Annotated in this window: 18 protein-coding genes; 12 read left to right on the plus strand and 6 right to left on the minus strand. The window is 42.9% G+C overall.

Going from position 1 to position 18691, the window contains the following annotated elements; genetic code table 11:
* Positions 1-78: 78 nt before the first annotated feature.
* Together glnD and dapD are read left to right on the plus strand one after the other, a co-directional pair.
* On the plus strand, positions 79-2730 hold the full coding sequence (glnD, locus tag ACYX4N_RS16675; protein ID WP_476054803.1) for a [protein-PII] uridylyltransferase: 2652 nt from the start codon (positions 79-81) through the stop codon (positions 2728-2730).
* Positions 2727-3551 carry a 2,3,4,5-tetrahydropyridine-2,6-dicarboxylate N-succinyltransferase gene (gene dapD, locus ACYX4N_RS16680; RefSeq protein WP_118490066.1) on the plus strand — a complete coding sequence of 275 codons (825 nt, stop codon included), beginning with the start codon at positions 2727-2729 and terminating at the stop codon, positions 3549-3551. The genes glnD and dapD overlap by 4 nt, the downstream gene beginning before the upstream one ends.
* A gap of 96 nt (positions 3552-3647) precedes the next feature.
* Here the strand turns inward: dapD and ACYX4N_RS16685 are convergent, their stop codons facing one another.
* From ACYX4N_RS16685 to ACYX4N_RS16695, 3 genes are read right to left on the minus strand one after another with little or no spacing between them, the layout of a single operon-like run.
* Positions 3648-4097: a flavodoxin domain-containing protein gene (locus ACYX4N_RS16685; RefSeq protein WP_476054806.1), complete on the minus strand. Its 450-nt coding sequence runs from the start codon at positions 4095-4097 to the stop codon at positions 3648-3650.
* A 53-nt stretch (positions 4098-4150) separates the two neighbouring features.
* Positions 4151-5011 carry a tRNA pseudouridine(65) synthase TruC gene (gene truC, locus ACYX4N_RS16690; protein WP_476056465.1) on the minus strand — a complete coding sequence of 287 codons (861 nt, stop codon included), beginning with the start codon at positions 5009-5011 and terminating at the stop codon, positions 4151-4153.
* On the minus strand, positions 5004-5348 hold the full coding sequence (locus ACYX4N_RS16695) for a YqcC family protein (RefSeq protein ID WP_476054807.1): 345 nt from the start codon (positions 5346-5348) through the stop codon (positions 5004-5006). Before ACYX4N_RS16695 ends, truC begins: the two co-directional genes overlap by 8 nt.
* Positions 5349-5586: 238 nt before the next feature.
* Between ACYX4N_RS16695 and ACYX4N_RS16700 the strand changes: the two genes are divergently transcribed.
* Entirely contained in the window at positions 5587-6636 is a 1050-nt protein-coding gene (locus ACYX4N_RS16700; protein ID WP_476054808.1) for a DUF3549 family protein, read from the plus strand.
* The gene (locus ACYX4N_RS16705; RefSeq protein ID WP_474808346.1) at positions 6637-6939 is read left to right on the plus strand and encodes a DUF3301 domain-containing protein; all 303 of its coding nucleotides are present in this window, start codon (positions 6637-6639) and stop codon (positions 6937-6939) included.
* A gap of 982 nt (positions 6940-7921) precedes the next feature.
* Here ACYX4N_RS16705 and ACYX4N_RS16710 read toward each other — a convergent pair.
* Entirely contained in the window at positions 7922-8569 is a 648-nt protein-coding gene (locus ACYX4N_RS16710) for a GNAT family N-acetyltransferase (protein WP_474808347.1), read from the minus strand.
* 215 nt (positions 8570-8784) lie between these two features.
* The gene (locus ACYX4N_RS16715) at positions 8785-9150 is read right to left on the minus strand and encodes a DUF3192 domain-containing protein (protein WP_476054811.1); all 366 of its coding nucleotides are present in this window, start codon (positions 9148-9150) and stop codon (positions 8785-8787) included.
* A 374-nt stretch (positions 9151-9524) separates the two neighbouring features.
* On the opposite strand from ACYX4N_RS16715, the gene ACYX4N_RS16720 reads away from it, so the two are divergent.
* Positions 9525-9836 (plus strand): hypothetical protein, encoded by a 312-nt coding sequence (locus ACYX4N_RS16720; RefSeq protein ID WP_476054812.1) that lies wholly within the window; start codon positions 9525-9527, stop codon positions 9834-9836.
* A gap of 62 nt (positions 9837-9898) precedes the next feature.
* Here ACYX4N_RS16720 and syd read toward each other — a convergent pair whose 3' ends face one another.
* Entirely contained in the window at positions 9899-10441 is a 543-nt protein-coding gene (gene syd, locus ACYX4N_RS16725) for a SecY-interacting protein (RefSeq protein ID WP_476054813.1), read from the minus strand.
* Between the two features lie 162 nt (positions 10442-10603).
* Between syd and queF the strand changes: the two genes are divergently transcribed.
* From queF to ACYX4N_RS16760, 7 genes are all read left to right on the plus strand, one after another.
* Complete coding sequence (gene queF, locus ACYX4N_RS16730; RefSeq protein WP_476054815.1) at positions 10604-11464, plus strand: NADPH-dependent 7-cyano-7-deazaguanine reductase QueF; 861 nt, start codon at positions 10604-10606, stop codon at positions 11462-11464.
* A 74-nt stretch (positions 11465-11538) separates the two neighbouring features.
* Positions 11539-13095 carry a GGDEF domain-containing protein gene (locus ACYX4N_RS16735; RefSeq protein ID WP_476054817.1) on the plus strand — a complete coding sequence of 519 codons (1557 nt, stop codon included), beginning with the start codon at positions 11539-11541 and terminating at the stop codon, positions 13093-13095.
* A gap of 10 nt (positions 13096-13105) precedes the next feature.
* Complete coding sequence (gene ppnN / locus ACYX4N_RS16740) at positions 13106-14467, plus strand: nucleotide 5'-monophosphate nucleosidase PpnN (RefSeq protein ID WP_474853943.1); 1362 nt, start codon at positions 13106-13108, stop codon at positions 14465-14467.
* 197 nt (positions 14468-14664) lie between these two features.
* Positions 14665-15039 (plus strand): DUF3192 domain-containing protein, encoded by a 375-nt coding sequence (locus tag ACYX4N_RS16745; RefSeq protein WP_269918820.1) that lies wholly within the window; start codon positions 14665-14667, stop codon positions 15037-15039.
* 11 nt (positions 15040-15050) lie between these two features.
* Positions 15051-16661: a histidine kinase gene (locus ACYX4N_RS16750; protein WP_474808361.1), complete on the plus strand. Its 1611-nt coding sequence runs from the start codon at positions 15051-15053 to the stop codon at positions 16659-16661.
* A 373-nt stretch (positions 16662-17034) separates the two neighbouring features.
* Complete coding sequence (locus ACYX4N_RS16755) at positions 17035-18042, plus strand: isocitrate dehydrogenase (protein WP_012517475.1); 1008 nt, start codon at positions 17035-17037, stop codon at positions 18040-18042.
* Positions 18043-18374: 332 nt separating this feature from the next.
* The gene (locus ACYX4N_RS16760) at positions 18375-18686 is read left to right on the plus strand and encodes a ComEA family DNA-binding protein (RefSeq protein WP_476054819.1); all 312 of its coding nucleotides are present in this window, start codon (positions 18375-18377) and stop codon (positions 18684-18686) included.
* The last annotated feature ends 5 nt before the right edge of the window (positions 18687-18691 follow it).

The following is an 18691-nucleotide window of genomic DNA, read 5'->3' on the forward strand; positions in this document are numbered from 1 at the left end:
AATTTGCTACTGCGAACTACTATCAATTCATGCTATTGTTCTTAGCGTTTTAATAGAAGTCTATTTCAAAGGTGCATTTTGACGCTGCAATCACTGATAAAGAATATCGACACAATTAACTCTGTTGATGAAATCCCCGTCATTAAATCATGCGTGGAAGCCAGTTACACTTGGATAACAGAGTCTTTCGACGCTACGCCAGTTAATCAGCTCGTTACCGGTCGTGCACAGTTTGTCGACGCATTACTTTGTCACCTTTGGCAACTTTACGGCTTAGATACCGTGGACGAGCTTTCTCTTTGTGCGGTGGGCGGATACGGTCGCGGCCATTTACAACCCCACTCAGACATCGATTTGCTCATTGTCAGTAAGAAGAAGCTAAAGCCTGAAGTGCAAGAAAAAATTGGCATGTTCATCACCCTTTTATGGGATATCAAGCTAGATGTTGGACAGTCGGTACGCACCATTAAAGAAACGGTTAAACTGGCGAAAGACGATATTACGATTGCGACGAATCTCGTTGAAAGCCGTCTGCTTTGTGGCAGTGAAACTACATTCGACAAACTGTGGGATGAGGTAAACGGTCGCAATTCATGGTCGAGTAAATCTTTCTTCTCGGCTAAATATGACGAGCAAAAGAAGCGCCACGCCAAGTTTAACGGCACCGCTTACAACCTTGAACCAAACATTAAAGAAAACCCAGGATGTTTGCGAGACATTCAATCTATCGGTTGGGTAGCGAAAAAGCACTTTAAAGAGTATGACGGATGGAACTTGGTGGGTCATGGTTACTTCACCGAGCAAGAACACAGTGAGTTAATCGCCTGTCGTATGCACCTGTGGAAAATGCGTTGTGCGCTGCACTTGGTTGCTGGCAGAAGCGAAAACCGACTGCTTTTCGACTATCAACCGGATGTCGCACAAATGATGGGATACGGTGAAGAAGGTAAAGCGTCTGTGGAAAAAATGATGCGTGACTTTTTCCGCACCGTAGCGCGCGTCTCTGAACTGAACCAAATGCTGCTTCAGCGCTTCAAGTACGACATGCTGAATCAAAGCGTGCAAAAAAGCGTAATCATAAACGAAGATTTTGAACTGCTCGACAATATGATTTCGCCACGTCACGAAACCGTATTTTCATCACCAGAGGCAATTTTAGACTTTTTACATTTGGTGGCAAACACGCCAGAAGTAAAAGGCTTAAGCACTATCTGTATTCGACAATTGCGTAACGCGCACCGGGCCTTTGAGGCCGAATATTACGTAGAACGTCCTCTATGCCGCGATAAATTTATGCGATTAATGAAGCAGCCTGAATTTTTCGATTTTGGTTGGGACATTATGCACCAGTACGGTATTTTACAAGCCTACCTTCCAGAATGGGATACCATTGTAGGTATGATGCAATTTGACTTGTTTCATGCATACACTGTGGACGAACACACTCACCGATTAGTAAAGCATGTAAACTACTTTTTCTCGAAAGAGAACAAAGATTTTCCACGCTGCGGCCGAATTTGCCGAAACCTAGACAAACCTGAAATACTTTACATTGCTGCAATTTTCCACGACATCGCGAAAGGTCGTAATGGCGACCACTCCACCCTAGGCGCGCAAGATGTCGCCAAGTTCTGTGCACAGCACGACGTACCCAGTAAAGATGCAGAATTGATTGCATGGCTAGTAGAAAACCACCTGCTTATGTCAGTGGTTGCCCAACGCCGTGACATTTACGATCCTGATGTGATTAGTGAGTTTGCTGGAGCGGTAAGAAGCCACAACCACCTCAATTTACTTTATACGCTGACACTTGCCGATATTCGCGCAACCAACGATAACCTTTGGAATGATTGGAAAGCGTCTTTGCTTCGCGAACTGTATTTAATGACGCAGAAAGCGTTAGATAATGGGCTACAGTGTCAAGTTACACTCAACGAGCGAGTAACCACTCACAAACACCAGGCAAGACAGATCCTGCAAGAGCGCGCTATAGACCCTATAGCCATTGATGCGCTGTGGGCAAGACTTGATGATGATTACTTTGTTCGCTTTAAGCCTACACAAATTGCATGGCATACCGATGAAATTATCAAAGCCCAAGATGAGTGGCTTACGCCAGAACATGATGGCCTATTAGTAAAGGCTAACGATAACAGCGCTAAAGGCGGCACTGAAGTCTTTGTATATGGCAAAGATAGAAAAGCCCTGTTTGCTCAAGTCGCATCTGTACTCGATAGCCGTAACTGTTCAATTCACGACGCCCACGTTACCGTCACTAAAGATAGCTATGTGTTTGACAGTATGCTTATTCTTGAAAATGATGGCAGTCGTATAAGCTCAGAGTCGCGCATTGCATCTATTGAAAATGCTATTTCTGCCCAATTAGAAAAGCCGGGACGCTCTCACGAAAACAAACGAAAGTTACCGCGCCAAATGAAACAATTAGACGTGCCAACCAAGGTTCGTTTTTTCAATATCAACGATGAAGCCACGCTTATCGAGTTAGAAGCCCTAGACGCACCGGGCATTTTAGCTAAAATTGGTCATGCATTCGTTGATACTAATATGACACTTAAGCTTGCAAAAATTGCCACCATTGGCGAGCGAGCCGAAGATATTTTTATCGTCAGCAATGAGGCTGGCATCGCATTAACCCAAGAACAACAGGTAAACCTTAAAAAGCGTATCCTGTTTAAACTCGACCAACTTGAAGATATCACAATACCATGAATGAATTGAAAGCCATTATTGAAGACGCCTTCGAAAATCGCGACAGCATTAGCCCGTCATCAGCACCTGATGAAGTAAGAGATGCGGTAGCGCAAGCTATCGACCTACTTAATAGCGGAAAAGGCCGCGTTGCAGAAAAAATTGCTGGCGAATGGGTAGTACACCAGTGGCTGAAAAAAGCGGTTCTACTTTTCTTCCGTCTTCACAACAACGATGTGATTGAAGGCGCTGAAAGCAAGTTTTATGACAAAGTACCACTTAAGTACACTAACTACACAGCTGAACAATTTGCGGCTGACGGCGCACGTATTGTTCCGCCAGCGGCAGTACGTACAGGTACTTTCGTAGGTAAGAACGCGGTTGTTATGCCTTCTTACGTAAACATTGGTGCATTTGTAGACGAAGGCACAATGGTTGATACATGGGCTACGGTAGGCTCGTGTGCACAGATTGGTAAGAATGTTCACCTTTCTGGTGGCGTGGGCATCGGCGGCGTATTAGAGCCACTTCAGGCAAACCCTACCATTATCGAAGATAACTGTTTTATCGGTGCGCGATCTGAAATCGTAGAAGGTGTTATCGTTGAAGAAGGGTCAGTAATTTCAATGGGCGTTTACATTGGTCAGAGCACGCGTATCTATGACCGTGAGACCGGTGAAGTTCACTACGGCCGTGTTCCAGCGGGCTCTGTAGTTGTTGCGGGTAACCTGCCTAGCGCAGATGGTAAGTACAGCCTCTACGCAGCAATCATCGTGAAAAAAGTTGATGCAAAAACCCGCGCTAAAGTAGGTATTAACGCTCTACTTCGCGGCGTTGAGTAATAACTTATGCGTCGTTAGGTAACTAACGACGTTCGCAGATACAAAAAGAGGCGTCTTAGCGCCTCTTTTTATTTTTAACCCATAAGTCATCAACGCTTAAGACAAAAGCTTGTCCTTGATGGTGTTAACCCACTCTACCACGTCTTTTTCTGGCTCTAGGGTTTCAATAGCATCAACTTCTAGCATATTAGCAATTGCGTTACCTTGCAGTTCAGTAAGTAATTCTTGAAATTGTTTACCTGCTCCACAAAAGCTTTCGCCATAACTGCTATCACCTAGCGCTGCAACAGCGAAAGGCTTGCCCGTTAGCATAGGTGATTCGTCTTTTAAATCTGAAAACACAAACTCTAGGTTAGGTGGAACATCGCCCTGACCTGTCGTTGAGGTAATAATTAGCAGTGCATCAGCATCAGTAAAATCGGCTACTGATGGGTCGCTTTCCAGTGAGCAATCTACTCCCTGCTCAGCTAAATTTTCTTCCACCTGCTCAGCTACGTGTTGCGCGTTACCGTATACTGTACCCGCAATAATTTTCAATGTTGCCATTTTTACCTCTTAAACCAATGATCTTCGCCCATGTCGACAGGCGGAAAGTATTTCTATCTTATCAAGCTAAACGGTTTTAACCTGTTTACGAATTGTTGCATTTCATTGTGCATCTCACCATTAATCGTTATCCATTTACCGCTAACAGGATGAGAAAAGCCCATATGAGTACAACTTAAGGCCAAATTATTAAAATTAAAGTGCTGTTTAGCGAATTTGTTTTGCTTCCCATCGCCGTGAGTTGTATCGCCAACAATGGGGTGACGAATGTGTACCATGTGTCTTCGAAGCTGGTGCTTACGCCCAGTGCTCGGAGAAAGTTTTACTAACGAATATCTAGCACTTTGGTATCTACCTACAGGCTCGGGCACTTCAAACTTTTCGAGTGACTCATACATGGTGGACGCTGGCTGAGGTGCTTGCTGTGGCCTTTTGTGTTTATCTGCAATTTTGTCATAACGATACTTAAGCGCATAATCAATAAAGCCGGTATGGTTGACGAAGCCTCTCACCACAGCGTGATAACCCTTAACCACCTGCTTGTCCATCATCTGCTGGCCAAGCTTTGCTGCAATTTCTGAGCTAAAGCTAAACACCAGCACACCTGATGTGGGTCGGTCTAATCGGTGAGCTGGGTAAACGTGCTGACCTATTTGATCTCGAAGAGTCTGCACCGCAAAAACGGTTTCGTGTCTATCAATCGGGCTTCTATGCACTAATAGGCCTGGCGGCTTCTCAATCGCAATAATGTGTTCATCTTGGTACAACACAGGTAAATGAAGAGCGTTAACGCTATCTTCCTCAACACTGTCTTCCTCACCAATGTCTACCTTTCCTATTATTTGCTCATCTGAATGCACAGTTAATTGGCCTTTTAAATCGTTCTTCATAGTGCGTTGTGTTTGCTCACCCAATGTTTCCACTGGCAATGTTATCAATTCTTTGTAGCTGAGACAGGGTGCGCTGATTCGCTGATGATAGGTATATTTCTGCTGCTGGCGTAATTTGCATAGGCGGTAGAGGCTGTTCCTGTGTCAACAAAACGCGCATTTTTGGAATAAAAATAAAAGCCAACCAACTCTCAAACGCTAAACAGTCGACCGCAAAAGGAACCGCACTTTCCATAGCATTTTTTAGGTCGTGTTCCGCAGGCTCTTCATTTGGCCAAATGCCATCCTGATACATGTCGGTTTCTAATTGTAACAATGCTTTACTTAATGCTATGTGATGAGTGCTATTCGTTTTAATCACATCCTCTTCCCAATTCACAAACGCTTTAATTTTGAAGCGCGCAGTATATCAGGGGCTTAAGGTCAACATAAGTCTGCGTGTTTTATCGTTGAAATTCTTCTGCTGTGATACCATTAATGAGGTTTGCTGATGGCACAGAGCAAATATAAGTACACCTTAAATGCGGTTGATCTTTGCTGAACATCGACGGCCGACGGGCCTAGCAACATTTAATTAAAGCAGTATTTTGGAACGAGTTATGAGCGCTAACAGTATCAATTCTATCAGTGAGTTTTTGTTACACGCAGGCACTGAATATCATGTTTTTGATTTAGGTCGACGTATTGAACCCACAGATAATCAAACGTTTCTAGAAATAGAAAATGGCAGTGCTTACGCGCCCTACCCTCGTCAACAACATGCGTGGTTCGGTATTGTTTTTTGGAACAAAAATGCATCTTCGCAACACTATATTTGGTTTGTAAAGCTGCCACTTGATGAGCAAGGCTTGGTTGTTGCCGCTGCTAGAAATCATTTTCTAGAGATTATTGTGGATGCATTAGGGAAGTCGATTGCTGAAGATACCGAAAATGCACGGCAATTGCCCGACAACCCTTACTCCTTCGTTCCGAACCAATCGCAACTTGCTCAGTTTAACGCGCTAGTTAAAAGCACCTTAAACCACGCCTTAAGCGAAGAAGTGCAGAAAGTTGAAGCTTACATTCAAGCCCCGCAGCTTGTGGATTGGCAACAAATATCTATGCAAAGCGTGGCCGATTTTATACATGGTTTCAGCATGCACCCAAAGCGAGATGTGTTAGAAGAAGCAATTAAAGCCAATGTAGCACTTTACTCAGATGTGTTTGTTAATACGCTAATGGAGACAAGCGAGAGCGTTTCTCTGTCAGATAATTTATTAGCGATATATTTGAGCAAAATTGATGATGGAGACGACATCAATCTAGCGGCTTTGAGGGGCTCCTCTGAAGGAAACTTCAACCCAACGATAAATAGTAAGCTACTAGATTTATTGAACGATGAGAAAACGCAGCGCCTCGATATTTTAAGTGTTATTGCGGCACGGCATTTCGAGCAAATGGAACCGCTATTGCTGAGCATCTTTTTAGAACAAGCTGCAAAAGTTGATGAAAAAGAAGGTCATCAGGGTGCCTTATTTGCTGGTTTCTTTTCTGATTTAGTCCAAATCCCGAAGTTGCGGAGACAAGTACTTACGCTGCTGCACTCGGATGCTAACTCGGATATTCTCAGCAAGGCATTTCAGCGATTATTTGCGCAGGCGAGAAAGTAGATGACGTTACTTGAATTAGTCATATGGTTAACGATTGGTTTTACCGGCTATCAATTTTGGCGTATTCGGGCTATTTCAGAACGAACAAATGCTTATCTAAAGCAATATTGCGATAAGCATGGTTTGCAGCTGTTAAGTGTGGCTAGGGCAAAAACTCGGTTCTCATTTAAGTTTGGCAAACCGGACTGGCACAGCTTATTTAATTTTGAGTTTTCAAGTAATGGTGAAGACAGGTATACCGGCGAAGTCGAGTTGATAGGCGTGAGAGTTATGCGAACCGAAGTGCCGCCGCATAGGGTGTAAATGCTTACGCCCGGGGTTTTACAGGCTTTTTAGTACTAAGAAATAATTCTGAGAAAGCTGAAAATTAGGTTCCCCAAAACCACCAAAAAAAAAGGGGAACCTGACGGCTCCCCTTTTTCCTGGAATTTTGAGTATCCTTCTCCGCGATCCTTTGCGACTAAAATCTTCCCGATTAAAATCCGTATACACCCCTTTCCATCTACTCTCGCGACTTCCTGTGCGAGCTACACTTCCATGCGTAGGTCCCTTTCCTTTTCTCCTTTATTACTGCACATCCTTCATGCAGTGTTCCTCATCCTGAGGCTGTCCTTGTCAGTCTCCGCTGACCTTCCCTTCCTTCGTCCTTTGTTCGCTGCACATCCTGCTACAGCTTTGCTAATCCTTTAGCATGTCCCTCTTTCATCCTTGGTTTGCTCGTCCATGCAAACTAGAAATTCCTTAAAGGCCGCCTTGCCCTTGGCTCCTTGCCACTAGCTCCCTGCTAGCTTTGTCCTTATCCATGCTACGTCCTGTCTGTGACATTCCTATCACACGTGCCATCCATGAAATCCGTTCGTTCCCTTCAGTCCTTTGTCACTTCCTTGTTTCGCAATTCCCTACTGCGTCCCTTCCTTTTACTCACAACCTTATGAGAATCTCTTCCTTAAGTTGTCCTAATTCATTCCTTTAATGAATTCCTGACTCAATCCGTGACTCGTCGTGTTTCCTTGTGACATGTTCATAGTATCCCTTCCAAATATTACCGCCATATTGAATTACAGAGATTTAAGAAAAGTTTTTGTACGACTTTTGGCTAACAAGAAAAAATCCTTAAAAAACAAAGGTAGTATACTTTAGTATGACTAATTCTTTCAGAATTTAGGTAAGATCACTCACAGCATTTGTAGGACATGTCTTACAAGCGCTGTAGTAAATTTGGCGTAAAGATTGGAACTGTTTTTGGCGATGTTCTGATAGGTACATTTTTTTGAATAAAAAAGCGTCACTTCTGTCTGAACATGACTTCCCCCTGAACATGGGAAAGGCTTAGTTGTCCGACAACCTGATAGTTATCATCGTTAAAAAAAGTACGATGTTTATCTACAGTCACAAATACCGAAACGCCTTCGCTTTTGTCGTCTTCTTCGACAACACTATCGATGGCGCCTAGCAATATATGCCCGAGACCGTGGTGTTGATAATCAGGATGCACCGCAATAAAACTCAGCATATGGAAATTATCTGCAGGTACTAGCGCTCTTACTTTCTCTTCTTTTTCCAGCATTTGTTTGGTGCCGAACAAACCTGCGGTTAGCAGCATTCTCAATCGCCAGTGCCAGTAACGCCCTGCACCAAAAGCCGCATCCGGTGCGGTAAGGCATGCCACCGCAATCAATCTATCGTCGTCGAATAAACCAATCATGGGCTGCTCTGCTACCCAAAATGCGTTAAGTTCCTCGCGAATGGCTGACCGAAGGCGACTTTCATAACCTTCTTTTTCCGCCTGAAAGATATCGATGAATAGGGGGTCATCTACATACGCATTGTAAAGTATAGATGCGGCAACTTTGAGATCGTCGACTGAAAGGTAAATCGCTTTGACAGTGTCTTGCAAGGGGGCTAACGCGTTGTTGTGGGCATCGGTGTTCATAGGGGCTCCATGTACGCAAAGCTGTTTAGTTACTCATACCTAGTACGGTAAAATAAGAAAAAGTGGGCAGTGGGGCACTCGCTTTATTTTCGCGCCCCACACACCCTGTCTAAACTTTAGCCTACTTGAAAACCCCTATCATGTTAACTTTTAATTAACATTTAGCTTTTTGACAAATTATCCATCGCTATACATTTGCCAGATCACACATTAAATTAATTCATCAGGCTGTATGCGCTATCGCCCCAACCTACTAAGCTGCTATTTCTAAAAACAAGAGGCGTACACTCATCTTTCGTCGTTATACCATCGCCCATTGTTTTTTGGGTGCGGTAATACAGTACGCGATATGTACCGTCTTGCTTTTCAAACAATTCGTTAAAGTCTGCAACGCCCATTTTTCTTAAAACACTTTCATAGCTCGCGCCAGTCTCAAGATTTGCGATATGTTTGCGATTATTAAACTCTCTGTCTTCCCAATCAGCGCCATAGTGGCTATCTGACCCGCCCCCTACAGATACGACACAGCCAGAAAGTAAAACAGAAGATGCTAAAGCTACAGAAAGAAGAACCGTTTTCATGTGAATTCCTTAAATATTGTGTGTTGTTTTTTATTTTTAAATTAAGAGCCTGATGGCCTTTCAGTTGCAAACCTTACAAATGCAAACATTGTCGATACTTATAACCATGTAGAGTATTACGCCTACTATGTGAATCGACACTGAATGCAATGCACTGTCTATGTTTCATCCACTTAATGGTGTGAAAAAACGTGATGCAAAACTAAATAAACAAGAATAGTACCAAAAGCATATCCTTCTGATTTTTATAAACTTTATTTAACACTCAACTTTTGAACATTTGAAAAATAGTGAAATCAGCAACTTATTAGTGAAATTGACTATGTGAACAAGCTACACTAGCTATATTCGCGATCTACAAAAATTTTACTCTTATGTCTAATTCGAACTTACAGCAACTGCACGTTTTATGTCTTCAAATGTATCAAGAGGGCAAAACGCCAACAGTAGGCATTTTAAGGTCTAAAGCCCCATTTAAGGTGTCAGTAACAGAAGCTATCGAAGCAATTAAGCGTTTCAATGCACATAAGCCTCAGCTTGACGCCACGGGCAAAGAAGCCCAATCTGCACAAAGTACTTCGTTAAATACACGCCGACCAGACAGCCTTCAAGCGCGTGTGGAAACATTAGAAAAGGAAGTCGCTGAATTAAAACAGGCACTACTTAAATTGATGGATGCTCAGTAAACACTAATGCGAACAAAGAAAGTAGTGACTGTTTGTAGGTAGGCTATATAAAGGCGCTATTTTCAAGCACGAGGAGTGAGTTGCTCAAGAAATTCGGCTAGAGACGGGGCAAGTATTTTAGCAGGCTCTCTTCCTACTTGTTCTAATGCCACTTCACCGCTTTCGTTCACAACCGTTAATATAAAATCCTCTTCGTCTGTTAACCCGAAAAACAACGTAGGTGCTTGTTTTAGCCTTTGCTTCATTAACAAGTGGCCGATTAAATTCTGTTGTAGCCTTTCAAAGTCTTCGCTATTAAACACTTGAAGCAATTCGCAGTTACCTTGAGGTGCCACTGCCTTTAAATTGTCACTGTAATAACGAGTGAAAAACTGACAATAATCTGGATTGAGCGTTAAGGTCAGTGCTTCTTCAACATTATCGAAAGAGTGTGGAGGAGATTGCAGCACGGGAGCCCAACTGACGAGCTCACCGTCATTCGCACTATTTTTATAGCAAGGCGATGGCCACTCGCTGTCAAATGCGATTTCTAATCCCTTACCTTCAGCTTGTTCGACATAAGATGATACAAATTTATCTAATTGTGCAGGAATTGTTAGAGCCATTTTGACGTTACCCTCGTATTTTTGGGGTACACTATACAACTAAACAGTTAAGTCAATACTCGGCTTGCTTAGGCTGTGCTGCTAGTTCATAACGTACCCTTGTAAAATTACGCTGTAGCAGCACACCGGTTAGCACTTTAAGTAGATAGATGAAAGGTTCTTATGTCGACTGACAATTCTCCTCAAAAAATTATTATCTCCGCACCTGATGACCTATCTCTGGGCAAACAGGTTGACTATGAATTTGAATACAACCCAAGCTTATTGCAAGGGGTACCTCGCAGTTTAAGCCGAGATACGTTATCCCTTAACGATTCTGAATTACCGTTTGACGGAATAGACACTTGGACGGGATATGAACTTTCTTGGCTTAACGAAAAAGGGAAGCCTAATGTGGCAATTTTGGAGTGTCACGTTCCAATTACTTCCCCAAACCTTATTGAATCAAAATCGTTCAAGCTATATTTGAACAGTTTCAACCAATCAAAGCTTGCTTCACCAGAAGAGGTTCAAAAAGTTCTTCAAGCTGATTTATCTAAATGTGCAGGGGAGCCGGTTCAGGTAAAACTCATTCTTCCTCAACAGTTTACCGCATTGCAGTTTAAGGAATTCGAGGGAATTTTATTAGATAACCTTGATGTGGAAATCGAGCAATACTCACCTAACACACAATATTTAGCGGTTACCGAGAATAATGTCGATACCAAGGAGACTTTGGTTTCTCATTTACTTAAATCTAATTGTTTAATCACAAGTCAGCCAGATTGGGCTAGTATTCAGATTAGATATGAAGGAAAAGCCATTGATCACGAAGGGCTTTTAAAATATCTGATTAGCTTTAGGCAGCACAATGAATTTCATGAGCAATGCGTTGAGCGTATTTACAACGATATTATGCAGCATTGTAAGCCCGCTAAATTAACAGTGTGTGCCCGTTATACCCGACGTGGGGGGTTAGACATCAACCCTTTCCGTTCGAATTTCGAAGCACCTTATGCTAACCATCGTCAGGCGCGTCAGTAATACAGCGATGAAGCACACAAACAAAAGCGAACTAAATCGCAACGGTAATTGCGAATTAGAACAAAGACGAGATTATGGAAGCAAAACAACTACAAGCCCTAAAACAAAATAACGCGCTTCTTTGTCAATTTATCGTGAGGCTCTCAGCATTCTATGAGGGCTTTTCCGATAAAATAGATTCCGAACTCAAAGTGCTGCGCGGTCATCTTTCAGGTACGCCTAATTTTAGCCTTGCCGCTGTAAGCATCGAAAAGCTTAACAAATCTCTTCAGCGTCAAGAAATTACGTTAAGAAAGTACAGTATTGACACCGTTTCGACGCTAGAAGATGCAATGAAACAGCTGCAAAAAGTTGTTTTTGAAGACAATGAATTGAAAGGCCTTACTACACAAGAGCTAATTAAACTTAACCAACCTGTAGGCGATATCTTCAGTATCTATAAGCTTTACGCCAAAGCCATTGCTCTTCATCGCATTGCGCTGAATAAAGAAATGATAGGCCTTGAGCCACCTGAACCAGTAGAAGCAAAACCAGAAAACAAAGAAAGCGCTACAGTTGGCTCAATTAAAGATGAAAACCCTCACTACCGTTCTATTTTAGTCGAGCTTAACCACCTAATTACTTCTTATGCTCAGAAAAAGCCGAGTGATCAGCAGCTCAATGATATCAAGCAACGCCTCGATGAAGGTATGGATAAAGAGCAGCTACTTAGGAGCTGCGTTGTAATTTTACGCATGATCGTGCAAGACGCAATGTCAGAGGCGAGCTTAACAGGGAAAGTGATTCAAAGCCTTCATCGCTCGCTAGGCGAAATCAGTAACGACGTAAATATAACCATTGAGGGTAGCCAAGCACAGTTTGAGCAGCGGAAAGCCGGTACAGAGCAGATAAAACGACACATTAGTCATATCGAAGAAACCGTATCAGAGAGTGACTCATTAGAATCACTGAAAGAGCAAACCCAACTTCGCGTAGAAAAACTTGTAGCAACCTTAAGCGAGCAGCAAGATAACGATGAACAAGGGCAAGAAGCGCTTTTGGCGTTGCTATCGTCCATGCAATCGCGCATAGACACGTTGCAACAGCAAACCAGCGCTTATAAAAAGAAACTGGCAGAGCAAGCAATGCAGAGCCGCACCGATCCACTCACTCGCCTACCAAATAGACAGGCTTATAACGAGAAATTGGAAGCCGCTTTTGCTGACTACAAGGAAAGTGGAACAACACTCGCCGTTGCCGTTTTAGATATTGACCATTTTAAATCGATCAACGATAGATTTGGTCACGCTGCCGGTGACAAAACCCTTCAAGTAGTAAGTAAGTTTTTGAAGCAGAACCTTTCTGAAAACGAATTTATCGCACGGTGGGGAGGCGAGGAGTTCGTGATGCTACTGCCTGAATCGCAAATGACAGAAATTGACGAAAAGCTTAATGAAATTAGAACTAAACTGGCTGCTATGCCGTTTAAGTTTAAGCAAGAAAAAGTCAAAATTACTGCTTCATTTGGCGCGACCTGCTTTGGTAAAGAAGACACGACAGAAACAGTTTTCGAACGCGCGGATGAATACCTCTACAAAGCGAAGCGAAACGGCCGCAATCTTGTAGTAACTGATTTAAGCACTGACTTATAAGGTGTGAAGTATGAAGAAAGTTCAGCTTAATCCCGTTGGCTCAATGAGTCAGCTTTCGCAAGTGGAAGTCTCTCGCCTCCAAGATGCAACAAATAGCGAGCTCTTCTCTATGTTTAGAAACTGCAGCCTTGCAGTATTGAACAGCGGAGTGGATGAAGACAATTTTGAAGCGCTTTTCGCCCCTTTTGAGAATTTTGAAATTAAACTCATCCGCCGTGAGCGAGGCGTAAAGATCGAACTTGTTAATCCGCCAGAAGTCGCATTCGTAGACGAAAAACTTGTTCGCGGTGTTCATGAACACTTGTTTGCTGTACTGCGTGATTTACTTTACATGGGCAACAAGTATGCATTTCTTCATCAGACAGCGCCTGCTGAAGGAAGTGAGATCACCGATATGGTGTTTGACATGCTACGCCACGCAAAAGCCCTTGAAGGCAACGATAGCGTGAATACTATAGTGTGCTGGGGCGGTCACTCTATCAATCAAGTCGAGTATAAATACACCAAAGAAGTAGGCTATCAGTTAGGCCTGCGCGATATGAATATTTGTACTGGCTGCGGACCGGGCGCAATGAAAGGCCCAATGAAAGGAGCGACTATAGGTCATGCCAAGCAGCGTCACAAATCAGGTCGATACATAGGTATTTCTGAACCTAGCATTATTGCCGCAGAACCACCTAATGCGATTGTGAACGAGCTTATTATCATGCCGGATATTGAAAAGCGTTTAGAAGCCTTCGTTAGATTAGGGCACGGTATCATTGTATTTCCAGGCGGCGTAGGAACTGCTGAAGAACTGCTTTATTTACTTGGCATATTGATGAATGAGCGCAATGCGCAACAACCATTTCCTTTTATATTAACCGGTCCTGCAGGCAGCGAAGAATATTTCGAAGCCATAGATACCTTCGTAGGGGCAACGTTAGGCGCCCAAGCTCAATCAAAATATCAGATTATCGTGGATGACCCTGAAGAAGTCGCCCGTACTATGAGCAAACACCTTGAAAAAGTCAGAAAATTTAGAGGGGCAATGGGTGATGCTTTCAGCTTTAACTGGTCACTTAAAATTGAACAGGACTTCCAACAACCTTTCATTCCCACTCATGAAAGCATGGCAGCACTACAGCTTCATCTAGATCAAAGTAAAAGCGATCTTGCTGCAAATTTGCGTAAAGCATTTTCAGGCATCGTTGCTGGAAATGTAAAGGCCGAAGGCATCGCACAAATCAAAGAACACGGTCCCTTCGAGCTTACCGGCGATAGTACACTTATGGACAAAGTGGATACATTATTAGAATCATTCGTAAAACAGCACAGAATGAAGCTTCCTGGCAGTGCCTACGAGCCTTGTTATGTTGTAAAAAATGGCTAATTAAGCAAAATGAAAAGGTGACGCATTTGCTTACGTTTACTACTTATGTTTAATAGGCGTTTTAAGGTACACTTGCCTAGAGTATTGTTAAACAGAAAAATGTTACGGGCTGCAAGTTTACCTTGTTAAATGGTCATGCTTTTGGGCACTAATGTCCATCATTAACATTTTAGTATAGAAAACGAGAAGTAACGGTCATGAATACCAAGGTTATTCGTCTAATATTAGCTGGCGTTGCGTTATACGCGGTGTTTGTTTTTATGGTTATCGCCTTTTACCCTGATAAACCTGAAAATATGGATTGGAAAGACCGTGAAGAGTACAACCGCGTTCAAATTACTAAATTGAAATTGGGCAGTACTAGAGAAGAGGTACTTGCTTTACTGGGCTCGCCTGACATTACAGAAGCAAAACGGCAAGGTGCTACAGCAATTCAAGTTATGTTTTTTAGAACTCAACATGTACGCGCAGACGGACTAACAACACAAGATGAGTGCACACCTTTGCTGTTCGAAAACGATAAGCTTATAGCTTGGGGTGAAGGGGCTTACTCTAGCTATCAAAAAAGTTAAAAGGATGGGGAGTGACCGACATCATTTCCACACTTAAACGCCTTGTTCATATAGGCGAAGCAGAGTTATCAGTCGAGCAGCGTATTAATCATTGGTTAAAAAACGCAAAACGGATATTGACGTTAGTTAATGCAAACCCAGCCCTAGCTGCGGCCACGCTTCATATTGATAACGACTTACCTAAAGACACGCAACAACTTTTGCTGCTGGCACTATTCGGCAAGCTGTGTCGATTCAACGATCATTATTTACAGCACGTTCTTGCGTCTTTACTTGCCACTTTTTGGCTATCAAGCGCTAAAACACCACGAGATAGCATTCCTGAAGTCATTCGCTTTTTGCGTAAACATAATCTGGCCATTTGGCAAGATACGGTAAAATTGCAAAAAGCCTTTCAGACGGGAAAATACATTAACTTTATTGCAGATAACCGACTAAATTTAGCGCAGAGGCTCAGTCTTCTCTCGGGTGTTTTCGCCTCAAACGCAAAAAAAGCCGATTACCAAACGGTGTTTACTCACATAGCCTGTCGCCTGCCTGCCCATCATCGCCATCATATCGCACCGCTTATTCAGCTATTCGAAGGTTTGCTTCCTGGAGCAAAAGTTTTTGCTAAGGGTGTACCCGGCGCTTTGGTAGATGTGCAGCAAAATCACGGGTATGTATTTACGCTCAGCAAGGATGACGAAGATGGCAAATGGCTTCCTTTATCGGCTATTCAAGCTCCGGTGCCTTTATCATTACCCTTTGAGCATTTCATAGCGCTGTATACAGACACCGCCAATGCCAGAGTGAACCAAGGCGGCACACCATACTTGCCTTCAACATTCGCTATCCAGCATCCTCCCAAAGCGCTTACTACCATTATCGATGAATTGCAAAAGCAAGATGTCGTGATTGAACAGCTGTGTGAAAAAATTGAAAAAGTCCCTACTTTTAACCACTTTTTGATGCACACAGCGAGTCAAGACAACAGGCTGCAACTGCCAGTGAAAAGTATCAAACAGGCAGTATTAACCTATGGTATAGAACGGGTGGGCGACATGCTTATTCAGTTTGCACTTTTAGAGCGGCTGACGCAGAATCACTTTCCACTGATGGGAATGTGTAAGCAAATAACCTTACTAGCGTGCTCATTTTCTAGCTACTTTGCACAAATTGTAGATTCGAAATTTACGCCGCAGTCGGCAGCCTTAACGATGACCTTCGTTTGCACGCCGCTATTTACTCTTCCAGGTTTCAAAGTATCAAAATCCTTGCCTGTCGACCTCGACAAAACCGTATCTATTAATAACGCGTTTAAAGTGAAGTCCGACACGCCTTGGCTAGCAATAGCGTCGGAACTCGCTGGTAGTTGGCATCAAAGTTCTACCTGGCGCGCGGTAATACATCAATGCGGAAAAGCGAGTACTGAGGTTCCAAAATCGATTCAAAAAGAACAGGCGATTTTAGTATTAAGTTTTGCTCTCGCGAAAGCATGTCTATTTCACCAAGATGTCTATTCATTACTTCATGATATTAATGTGAAAACGCTCATCAGCATTTTAAATATACAACCTAATGATGTTCATAATGCACTTGAGTCCAATGGACAGCTGCTCTATTGCCCTCTTTATCTTTAGTTACAAATAAGAACTTTTAACCACACTCAAATCAATAAAAATGCTTTATTAGCCCTTGGTCTAGCAAGTGTGAAATAGTACACGTATCCGACTTATTAACTTATACCCTATGCCCGCTTCAATATTATTTAATAACTGGATCTGCGCGTAACGACAGATTAATCGCCCTATCACCTTAATTTATCTTTACGAATGGCTATAACTTGCGCCGGCTATCGTATAAAATACGGCAACTTTTGCGGTGCTTTATCCTTTTTCCCTACAATTTCAATTATAATAAGTAAGCAAGCAGAACTTGGCACCTCACGCGCCAAACCAAAAATTGAATAAACCTAACGATTTTGATAACAGAATTACCAGAGGATCCCTCCACATGACTCAGCAACGTATTACAGTCATTCGCGGTGACGGCATTGGCCCGGACATTATCGATGCGACCACAAAAATTCTAGATAAGGTTGGCTGTGACTTTGCCTATGACTATGCCGATGCGGGCTTAGTTGCACTGGAAGAACATGGCGAGCTTCTACCTCAAGAAACACTAGACCTTATCGCAAAAAATAAAGTTGCGCTTAAAGGCCCTTTAACTACGCCAGTTGGTGAAGGCTTTACGTCTATCAACGTTAGTCTTCGCAAGCAGTTTAAACTGTACGCTAACCTTCGCCCGGTAATGTCTTTTAAAGGCACAAAAGCACGTTACGAAGATATTGATATCATCACTGTACGTGAAAACACGCAGGGTATGTACTCTGGTCTTGGGCAAGTTGTTTCAGAAGACGGAAACGAAGCTGAAGCAATGAGTAAAATTACTCGTGACGGCGCTGAGAAGATCGTAACTTTTGCTTATGAGCTAGCACGTCGCGAAGGCCGTAAGAAAGTAACAGCGGTACACAAAGCAAACATTCTTAAATCGACGTCAGGTCTATTCCTAAAAGTTGCTCGTGAAGTTGGCGAGCGTTACCCAGACATCGAATCTGCTGAGATGATTGTAGATAATTGCTGTATGCAGCTTGTGATGAACCCTCACCAGTTTGACGTTATCGTAACCACTAACCTTTTCGGTGACATCCTTTCAGACCTGTGTGCGGGTCTTGTTGGTGGTCTTGGTATGGCACCAGGCGCAAACATTGGTGAAGACTGTGCGATCTTTGAAGCGGTTCATGGCTCTGCACCAGATATCGCGGGTAAAAACCTTGCGAACCCAACGTCTGTAGTACTTGCTGCAGCGCAAATGCTTGAATACCTAAACATGGGTGATAAAGCAGAGAAAATTCGCGCAGCATTGAAAGACGTTATTGAATCTGGCGACCGCACCACTCGCGACCTAGGTGGTGAAGCCGGTACTACAGAATTTACCCAAGCGCTTCTTGACCGTCTATAAACGCTTTGTGCTTTAGCACTGATATTATTTGAAAACGGGCTTTCTAGCCCGTTTTTTTATACATTACTTTCCGACTAAAAACTGTACTAAAACTGGACTACCGCTTTTTCAACCCGCCCCTATTATCTTGTTTGTACACACTAAAGTGCTTTGCGCTTTGTTACTAATCGCTACATCGAATAGAGTCTAATAGTTATGGACGAGTTACTTTCGATAGTACTAAGACTAGAAAAAGTCAGTGCACTCTGGGTACATAAATTTAATCCCATTTAGCTAAGACGTAATGCCTCAAAATTGGGTAGCGTACTTAGCAACACTTACAAGGAAAGATGATGAAAAAATTAATATCTGGCTTACTCGTTCTATCAGCGTTAGCTATTCAAGCTCCTGTGGTTCATGCTGAAGTAGAAAGTATTAAGCAAACACAGCATAAAGAAACAAACCTGCAACAGCGCATCGACTTAAACTCAGCGACTGTGGAGCAGTTAATTTCGCTACCAGGTGTTGGTCAGTCTAAAGCAAAAGCGATTATTCAGTACCGTGAAGAAGTGGGACCGTTTCTTGAAGTCGCGCAGCTAACCCAAGTAAAAGGCATTGGCGAAAAAATGCTAAGCAAGATAGAAGGTCATGTGCGTGTTAAGTAGATGAC

It is taken from the genome of Alteromonas sp. ABH4_452 (assembly GCF_056311825.1).

Coding starts and splice junctions, on each gene's coding strand:
- dapD (WP_118490066.1), top strand. CDS start 2,727: ATGAATGAATTGAAAGCCATTATTGAAGACGCCTTCGAAAATCGCGAC.
- ACYX4N_RS16685 (WP_476054806.1), bottom strand. CDS start 4,097: ATGGCAACATTGAAAATTATTGCGGGTACAGTATACGGTAACGCGCAA.
- ACYX4N_RS16700 (WP_476054808.1), top strand. CDS start 5,587: ATGAGCGCTAACAGTATCAATTCTATCAGTGAGTTTTTGTTACACGCA.
- ACYX4N_RS16705 (WP_474808346.1), top strand. CDS start 6,637: ATGACGTTACTTGAATTAGTCATATGGTTAACGATTGGTTTTACCGGC.
- ACYX4N_RS16710 (WP_474808347.1), bottom strand. CDS start 8,569: ATGAACACCGATGCCCACAACAACGCGTTAGCCCCCTTGCAAGACACT.
- ACYX4N_RS16715 (WP_476054811.1), bottom strand. CDS start 9,150: ATGAAAACGGTTCTTCTTTCTGTAGCTTTAGCATCTTCTGTTTTACTT.
- ACYX4N_RS16720 (WP_476054812.1), top strand. CDS start 9,525: ATGTCTAATTCGAACTTACAGCAACTGCACGTTTTATGTCTTCAAATG.
- syd (WP_476054813.1), bottom strand. CDS start 10,441: ATGGCTCTAACAATTCCTGCACAATTAGATAAATTTGTATCATCTTAT.
- queF (WP_476054815.1), top strand. CDS start 10,604: ATGTCGACTGACAATTCTCCTCAAAAAATTATTATCTCCGCACCTGAT.
- ACYX4N_RS16735 (WP_476054817.1), top strand. CDS start 11,539: ATGGAAGCAAAACAACTACAAGCCCTAAAACAAAATAACGCGCTTCTT.
- ppnN (WP_474853943.1), top strand. CDS start 13,106: ATGAAGAAAGTTCAGCTTAATCCCGTTGGCTCAATGAGTCAGCTTTCG.
- ACYX4N_RS16745 (WP_269918820.1), top strand. CDS start 14,665: ATGAATACCAAGGTTATTCGTCTAATATTAGCTGGCGTTGCGTTATAC.
- ACYX4N_RS16755 (WP_012517475.1), top strand. CDS start 17,035: ATGACTCAGCAACGTATTACAGTCATTCGCGGTGACGGCATTGGCCCG.
- ACYX4N_RS16760 (WP_476054819.1), top strand. CDS start 18,375: ATGAAAAAATTAATATCTGGCTTACTCGTTCTATCAGCGTTAGCTATT.